Origin of the sequence: Treponema sp., from assembly GCF_045657965.1 — a bacterium.
Classification (GTDB): Bacteria; Spirochaetota; Spirochaetia; order Treponematales; family Treponemataceae; genus Treponema_D.
The window spans coordinates 1-7,516 of record NZ_JAZOUG010000298.1 but is presented as its reverse complement, the minus strand read 5'-3'; the positions used below and the strand labels follow the sequence as shown (position 1 = coordinate 7,516).

The window sequence follows — 7,516 nt, the reverse complement described above, 5'->3', positions numbered from 1 at the left end:
CATTTTATACAGATTTTTCTTCTCCAAGCGGTAAAGAAAGGTCTCAGCTGAGCCGGGCTGTTTCAGAATTATTCGGAGATGACCGTACTGCATTCACTTTTGCAAACAAACAGTCTGCACTAGAGGCTGCAGTTTCACTTTCTTCTCAGTCAACTTCTGTTTACAGACCGTGGAATCCTGTTTCTGTTGACTGGCACAATATTGACTGCATTGTATTAGAGCCCTCTCTTCCATGGACGAACGACATTTTTATTCTTGCAGTAAAAACTTCTGTAATCGAGCCGTGTCGAAACCACTTAAAAGGCGAAACATTTCTTTCTTCTCCATTATGTGCAGCTGTCACACGCTCTGTTTACGATTTAATCAAAGCACTCCAGGAACGCGAAGAAAAGCACTGGTTTATTTACGACAAGGTAATTACAAAATACTGGGAACGCAAAGGTCCTTATCTTTTTCCAAAAATCCCGGAAGAAAAATATGCGGATTTTGTGCTGCACTGTCTTAGCTGCAATCTTGTAATTTCTCCAGAATATAATCAGCCTTCGATTGTGCCTTTTGGAGCTGATAAAGGCAATTTCCGTAGCTTAGAAAAAAATCCTTTTGCCTATGAGCGAGACTGAAATAATTTTTTTTATAATTAAGCTTGTTCTCGGCGGAATTATTGCTTTTCTTGCAATTATGCTCTGGAGCCGTACCCGCGATTATGCCTGGATGTTTCTTGTTTTTGCCGCTGTTACAGGATATTCAGCAATTGTATTTGATTTACTTTTAAAACTTGGTTTTGTTGTTCCTCAAAACATTTTAATTTTTGGAAATAATATTCCTGTTATTCAGCTTGTTCTTTCTGTTTTACCAGGCCTTTTTGTTATAATTTCATTTATCATCATGCTTTTTAGAACCAGGAGAAGATAATGACTGAAATTGAATTCTGGAAATCATACTTAAAAGCAACAGACCAAAGTGAAGAAAACGCTGTTTATTCACGAGAACTCGTCTTCGAAGATTCCGGATTTACTGGAACCAGTCAGCTTTCACTTGTGCTTTCAGGTGCTAAAACAGCAGTTTTTACACCGCTTGATTCAATCGAAATTAACCGTGAAAGCGTGCCTGTTGCAGGTGAAACTTATATTGTTCTTGATTCAAAAGATGAACCTTGTTGCGTTATCGAACTTACTGATGTAAATATCCTGCCTTTTAATGAAATTTCCTGGGAGCTTGCAAAGAGGGACGGTGAAAACGAAAACTTAAGTGACTGGCAGGATAAAATGCACGAATTTTTAGAAGATGAGGCTGATTTGTGTGGTTTTGAAGCACGGGAAGATTCAAAAATAGTCTGTGAAATCTTCCGTGTTATATATAAAAAGGAGGCTTAATATGGCTAAAAAATCTGAAGTACGGCTTTTCTGGCTTGTACTTAACATTGCAGTAGGCGCAATGCTTGCTGTCGGTGGAATCTGGGCTTTACAGGGTGGAGGAGACTTCGGCTGCAAAGCAATCAAATCAATCTTTAACGGTGACATTGCAAAAATTCTTGCAATTGCATTTGGTGTAATTGAACTTCTTTCAGGAATTTTCATTATCCTGCAGCTTTTTATCGGCGACAGAATGGGAACTTTTGGTTCAATTCTTAAACTGATTGTTGTAATTGTATGGGCTGTTGCAATTGTTCTTGCTGATTTCCTTGGAAGGGGCGGTCTTTTAAACGGTGGAATTAATAACTTCCTTAACTGGCTTTATGATTTTGCCCTTCATATGATTGTTTTGTGTGCACTTCTTATAACACGGGACTAGTAAAAAAAATCCCGCCGGAGTAAAATCCAGCGGGTTCATTCAATGTTAATAATTGAATTAGTTGCTAGCTGCAGGAGCACCAGCGTTTGCAGGAACGACTGTGATTTTCTTTGTAACGAAACCTGAGCGATAGCAGCGTGAGCAGACATTTAAAGTTTCTGTTCGTCCGAAATCTTCTGTCTTTACCTTGATAATGTTTGGTCTCCATGTGTGGCGTGTGTGGTTGTATGATTTACTAACTCTGTTACCAGACTGAGAACCTTTTCCGCAAATATCACAAACTCTAGACATGACTTATACCTACCTAAAATTGAATACGAATTAAGTTCAAACAGTATATAAAAAAGACCTTATAGTGTCAATATGAAAGAATCTAAAATACCGGATTTTTTATACTTCCAGAACAAGACCGTCATACGCAGGAGAAACGGAACCTGAGTTTTTTATGATTTCTGCAAGGCGTGGAAAATCCGAAATATGCTCATTTATGTAATTTTGAACCTGAATATGACTCATATCGTGAGTCATATGTGTGAACCAGGTGTGCTTTGCTCCGATTTGTTCGGCGTAAGAAAGAGCCTGTATAAAATTACAGTGGCTTGAATGTTCTTTTTCACGAAGGGCATCGATTACAAGATGTTCGATTTGCCCGCCTGATTTTTTAACTTCTTCAATTGATTTATCTGATATAAAATTGCAGTCAGTAAGATAAGCAATTGATTTTTTAATATTTCCAGTATGGCAGGCAAATACATATCCGTTTGTATGGTGGTTTCCGTGCAGCATGGGAATCTGAACAACTTCAATTTGTTTATCTTCACCGGGGAAGAGCGGATTTTCTGATGTGTTCTGGTCAATGGAAATAAGATGAAGCTTTGGAATACCGCCGCCTTTATCGTGTTCAACGAAAATATATGGAAAACGTTCGTGAATGTAGCCTTTAGTGCGTTCGCTGGTGTAGACAGGCAAACCTTCACCGGTGGTTTCAGGATATTTTTCGATAATCTGACGGTCACGGCTCATGGCAAAAGAATTTTTGTGGCTGAAAATCCGAAGATCATCAATGCCGTGTAAGTGGTCTGCGTGTGAATGGGTAATAAAAACTGCATCAAGCCGGCAGATTTTATATTTTAATGCCTGAAAGCGGAAATCCGGGCCTACATCAATGAGAAAATGCTGATTATTATATTCAATGAGGGCTGAACATCTAAGTCTGGTGTCGCGGGAATCAGATGAAGTACAGACAGCACAGTTACATCCGATAACAGGTACACCATGACTTGTGCCCGTTCCCATCAAAGTCATTTTCATGCTTAAAATTATATCAAAAATAAAAGAATAGTTAAAGGGAAAGGTTTTTATTCCTGTATCTCAGAAAGTTCTTCAATTAATTCATCTTCATCATCTTCATGTTCTGCTTCTGCGACAAAATCATTTAAATCAGTGCGTTTTGCAATAATTATGGTTATATCGTCTTCGAGAGGTTTCTGTTGTGTAAAGTCAAACAGAGCGTTCATAATGATTTTGACAATTTCACCGGATGATTTTTCATGATTTTGTTTTATTAAATGTTTAATTCTGTCAATTCCAAACTGCTCATATTTGATATTCGCAGCTTCGGTGATACCATCTGTATAGAGAACAAGAATGTCATTTTTATTCATTACAAAATCTGACTGGGCAAATGAAACTGTGATTCCTTTCATTCCGATTGCACCATAATGTTTTTTGCCGTCGTTCCCTTTTAATTCATAAATTTCATTATCTTCTGCACTGTATTTCAGCGGATATGGGTGGCCGGCATTTCCTAATTCAACTTTGCATTTGTTTGAACCAGCTGCCTCATCAAAACGGCACAAAATACCTGTCATGTAATTTTCGATATCACCCTTTTCTGAAAGAATCATATTGTTGATTTTTGTTAAGATTTTGTTGACCGGCTCTTTGCGTCTGAATCCAGTCTGGAAAACTCTTGAAATAATATTTTTAGAAAGCATGGTTACAAGACTTGCAGAAAGCCCGTGACCTGAAACATCAAAGAGAGATAAACCATTTAAAATATCATTGTAGCTGTAGTAATCATAGAAATCGCCGGAAACTTTTGACTGTGGTGAATAGCAGACTGAAATTTCCCAGCCTTTGAAGTGTTTATCTGGATTTGGAAAGAAATTTTTCTGAACCAGAGCTGCCATTTCAAGGTCAATTTCGGAATGTTTTTTATCTTTTTCGAGCCGCTCATTAAGAACTGAAAGAGTGGTGTTTGCATTCTGTAAATCATGTGTACGGACATCAACTTCTTCCTGCAGATGATTGGTAAGATTTTCATTACTTCTGTAAAGATTTGAAAAACGGACTGAAAGCATAACAATGAAAATTACAATTGTTCCCTGCCAGCCGAAAATTGTAAAGTATGGATATGAACCGGTTGAATCCATGACTCTGACAGAAATATCAACAAAAATACCTGAAAGAAATGGAAGAAAACCTATAAGAAACTGAAGTGCTTTTGCACGTGTTTTAGGATTGTAAAGATTTACAAAAAGTTCATAAATGCCGCCTGCTACCTGAAGTGCAGCAAGACTCATCATAAAAGGAGATACTTTAATCAGAAAATCATAACTGACTGCAAAAAGTGTCGGTAAAACCTGTACTGTAAGGATTGAAATTCGTAAAATTTCTAAAAGTTTAGGTGTTTTTGTCCCATAATAATCAACAGCAAACAGTGTAGAAAGATAAATAATAACATAACCCGGGATGCAGAGCGTGAATTTTGCAAATTGAAGATGAGGAATAAGACCTGTTGTGTAAAAAGGTATTTCAGTTGCAAAAAAATAAAACAGAAAAAATGATGTAAAAAGATTTAAAAGAGCAAATTCTCTGAATTCCTTAAAGGCTTTAAGATTTGAGTAAAGGGCCAGATACAGAATAAAGGTAAAGAACATAATGCCGAAAAGAAGCATATATATTTTTGCGTGATTAAAATTTATTCTTTCAAAAGCAGGATATGCAAAACGTGTCGGAAGGATAAAGGCATGGCTTGAAATACCGCTGTCACCCTGGATGAAGACTTTAATAAGAACTGTATTTGTGCCTTCCTGATTTAAAATATCTACCGGGAAACTGAAAAAATGAGCTTTAAATAAAGTTGACTGTTCGTGGGGCGGAAAGGAACCATATTGAGAAATAAAAGTGTTATTGCACCAGAGCTGTTCTGCAAATCTTAAATGTGGAATAACAAGCCCCAGAGGCTGGTTTTTAAATTGCGGCGGGATTTTAAAATCAGCTTTCAGCCAGATATAGTGCCGGTCTTTTCCAAAAATCTTCATAAGATTGTGTTCTGTTTTATCTTCAAGTTTTTTAAAATTTTGAAGATTTTTCATTACGTCACCAATATTTGATTCTGCTGTTGATTCCCAGTAATAAAAATCATTTCCGATAATAATGCTTTCCGGCTTTGATCTGGAGCAGGAGCAGAGCAGAATCATAAGCAGTGAGAGAAAAAATATTGATGTATTTTTGAAGGTTCCTGACCTTTTCTTCATGTTTATAATTGTATCACATATTTTTAAAATCTCCAGAATTTATTATTCAGTGTTTTGTTTGACATTGACCACCATTCCTTAAAAAGCTAGAATAGCGTATCGATTTTTTTTGGAGATAAACATGCCATATTCAGAACCGACTAATCTTGGTGTTGTTGCTTGTCCGGGTGGTGCAGTATTTGCTGATGAAGTTATCGCACATCTCCGCCACATGTATAAACATCGTTTTGCTTTAAAAAGCGATGTTATTTCAAAGAGATATAATCTCGAAAAGGACAAACTGGTTCAGGACATCAATTTCCGGAACGATCTTGCTACTTCTGATCTTGTCGTTCGCGGTCAAACTGACAAATATCGTCCACCAGTCTTTAAGATCAACACGCAGTTCACTTGGTTCGCGAATGGAGAAGTCAAAGCAGAGCTTTTAGACTGCGTTCGCGGAAAAGACATTTACATTTTTCAGGATGCCGAAAATCATGAGCCAATCCCGATGAACGGCGGAAAAAACATGGTTAATTTTTCAGTAAATGACCACGTTATGACCCTTCTTGTTACAATCGATGCTGTACAGCAGGCCGGTGCAAAATCAATTACACTTGTTCTTCCTGCATTCCCTTACAGCCGTCAGCACAAAAAAAAGAGCCGCGAAGGTTTAACGGCTGCCCTTTTGTGCCATATTTATGAGCTCAAATCTGTTACACGCGTAATTACACTCGATATTCACTCACGCGAAATCGTAAATGCATTCAATACAACTTATCTCGACAATCTCCATGCTTCTTACCAGATTATCCGTGAGCTTGCAAAGGTTGTAAACCTTACAGGCCCAAACAAAGAAGACTTAGTTGTCGTTTCTCCTGATACAGGTGCTATTGACCGCAATAAATTCTATGCAACAGGTCTTAAAGTTCCTCTTGCAATGATTTACAAAGAGCGCGATTATTCAGTCGTTACTCAGGATGCAAAAAATACAAATATCAAGAGCGTTAAACTTCTTGGTGATGTAAAAGGCAAAGTTGCATTCCTTGCAGATGATATGCTTGGAACCGGTGGTACTTTGCTTAAAGCAATGGAATTCCTGCACAATAATGGTGCTACAAAAGTTATTGCAGCAATTTCGCTTCCATTCTTCAGCGGTAATGCAATCGAACTTTTTGACCAGGCTTATAAACAGGGACTTTTCTATCGTGTAATCGGTACAAATGCAGTTTATCATTCAGACCTTAAAGACAAAGAATGGTTCATTTCAACCAATGTTACAGGTCTTTTTGCAAACGTAATTACCCGAATTCATCACGATCAGTCTTTGAGTGATTTGCTTGATAACCGTACGATTATCGACAAACTCATTAAAAAAGACAGCAAAGATTCTGAAAAATCAGAATAATTTTGACAGATACAATTCTTTGTATTGATATTGGAACTTCCTCTTTGAAGGCGGCTTTTCTGCCGGATAATCTTTCAAAGGGGAAGTTTTTTGTTTCAAGGCAGGTCTTTCCGGAATCTGCTTTTGTAAATCATGATTCTGCAAAATATTATCTTCCGGCATTAAAGGCTGCAATTTCTGAGCTAAAAGAAAAATGCCCGGATTATGCTGTTGAAGCTGTCTGCATAAGCGGAAACGGCCCTACGGTTATTTCTGAAGACGGTATAACATTTTTATACAGTGAAGCTCTTCCTGAAGAATTTAACAGCAAGACTTCAGGTCTTTCAAAAACAAAATCACTTTTTATTCCAAGATTTAAAGCCTTTAAAAAACTTTATGTCGGAAAGTGGAATAATTCTGCTCATATTCTTGGTGCTCCTGAATATCTTCTTTATCAGCTGGCCGGGGCTTTTGTTTCAATTCTTCCTGAAGAAAGATTTGCTCCTGCATACTGGAATGAAGAAGAACTTGCTGCGTGCGGTTTTACACCTTCTGAAATCAAAAAAATTCCGCCTTTTGTAAAAGCGGGTGCATTCGTCGGAAAGGTTACAAAAAAGGCGGCCCTTGAAACGGGTCTTTTTGAAGGAACTTTTGTGTTTGCAGGCAGTCCTGATTTTGTCGCGGCTTTGATAGGCACTGGCACTGTTCTTCCAGGCCGTCTTTGCGACAGGGCTGGTACAAGTGAAGGGCTTAATTTGTGTACAAGTAAGCCCGTTTTTGCTGAAGGGCTTCGTACAATGCCGTCTGTAGTTCCGGG

General features: G+C 37.8%; 7 protein-coding genes and 2 pseudogenes. 6 read left to right on the top strand and 3 right to left on the bottom strand.

Annotated features, from left to right (window positions below; all coding sequences use genetic code 11):
• The 4 genes and pseudogenes from ACKI5B_RS11340 to ACKI5B_RS11325 form a co-directional block, all read left to right on the top strand.
• A pseudogene (locus ACKI5B_RS11340) lies at positions 1–620 on the top strand (hypothetical protein); the annotation flags it as partial.
• Positions 607–912 carry a hypothetical protein gene (locus ACKI5B_RS11335; RefSeq protein ID WP_407428823.1) on the top strand — a complete coding sequence of 102 codons (306 nt, stop codon included), beginning with the start codon at positions 607–609 and terminating at the stop codon, positions 910–912. The pseudogene ACKI5B_RS11340 and the gene ACKI5B_RS11335, both read left to right, overlap by 14 nt.
• The gene (locus ACKI5B_RS11330) at positions 912–1,373 is read left to right on the top strand and encodes an ASCH domain-containing protein (RefSeq protein ID WP_407428821.1); all 462 of its coding nucleotides are present in this window, start codon (positions 912–914) and stop codon (positions 1,371–1,373) included. Before ACKI5B_RS11335 ends, ACKI5B_RS11330 begins: the two co-directional genes overlap by 1 nt.
• Before the next feature lies 1 nt (position 1,374).
• On the top strand, positions 1,375–1,791 hold the full coding sequence (locus ACKI5B_RS11325) for a hypothetical protein (RefSeq protein ID WP_407428819.1): 417 nt from the start codon (positions 1,375–1,377) through the stop codon (positions 1,789–1,791).
• Between the two features lie 57 nt (positions 1,792–1,848).
• On the opposite strand, the gene rpmB is transcribed toward ACKI5B_RS11325, so the two are convergent.
• The 3 genes from rpmB to ACKI5B_RS11310 all read right to left on the bottom strand — a co-directional run bounded on the left by rpmB (position 1,849) and on the right by ACKI5B_RS11310 (position 5,333).
• Positions 1,849–2,082 (bottom strand): 50S ribosomal protein L28, encoded by a 234-nt coding sequence (rpmB, locus tag ACKI5B_RS11320; RefSeq protein ID WP_407428817.1) that lies wholly within the window; start codon positions 2,080–2,082, stop codon positions 1,849–1,851.
• Between the two features lie 99 nt (positions 2,083–2,181).
• Complete coding sequence (locus ACKI5B_RS11315; protein ID WP_407428815.1) at positions 2,182–3,102, bottom strand: MBL fold metallo-hydrolase; 921 nt, start codon at positions 3,100–3,102, stop codon at positions 2,182–2,184.
• 47 nt (positions 3,103–3,149) lie between these two features.
• Entirely contained in the window at positions 3,150–5,333 is a 2,184-nt protein-coding gene (locus ACKI5B_RS11310) for a SpoIIE family protein phosphatase (protein ID WP_407428813.1), read from the bottom strand.
• 121 nt (positions 5,334–5,454) lie between these two features.
• On the opposite strand from ACKI5B_RS11310, the gene prs reads away from it, so the two are divergent.
• Positions 5,455–6,720 carry a ribose-phosphate diphosphokinase gene (gene prs / locus ACKI5B_RS11305; protein ID WP_407428811.1) on the top strand — a complete coding sequence of 422 codons (1,266 nt, stop codon included), beginning with the start codon at positions 5,455–5,457 and terminating at the stop codon, positions 6,718–6,720.
• 2 nt (positions 6,721–6,722) lie between these two features.
• Positions 6,723–7,516, top strand: a pseudogene (locus tag ACKI5B_RS11300) (hypothetical protein); the annotation flags it as partial.

Coding starts and splice junctions, on each gene's coding strand:
- ACKI5B_RS11315 (WP_407428815.1), bottom strand. CDS start 3,102: ATGAAAATGACTTTGATGGGAACGGGCACAAGTCATGGTGTACCTGTT.
- ACKI5B_RS11325 (WP_407428819.1), top strand. CDS start 1,375: ATGGCTAAAAAATCTGAAGTACGGCTTTTCTGGCTTGTACTTAACATT.
- prs (WP_407428811.1), top strand. CDS start 5,455: ATGCCATATTCAGAACCGACTAATCTTGGTGTTGTTGCTTGTCCGGGT.
- ACKI5B_RS11335 (WP_407428823.1), top strand. CDS start 607: ATGAGCGAGACTGAAATAATTTTTTTTATAATTAAGCTTGTTCTCGGC.
- ACKI5B_RS11310 (WP_407428813.1), bottom strand. CDS start 5,333: ATGAAGAAAAGGTCAGGAACCTTCAAAAATACATCAATATTTTTTCTC.
- ACKI5B_RS11330 (WP_407428821.1), top strand. CDS start 912: ATGACTGAAATTGAATTCTGGAAATCATACTTAAAAGCAACAGACCAA.
- rpmB (WP_407428817.1), bottom strand. CDS start 2,082: ATGTCTAGAGTTTGTGATATTTGCGGAAAAGGTTCTCAGTCTGGTAAC.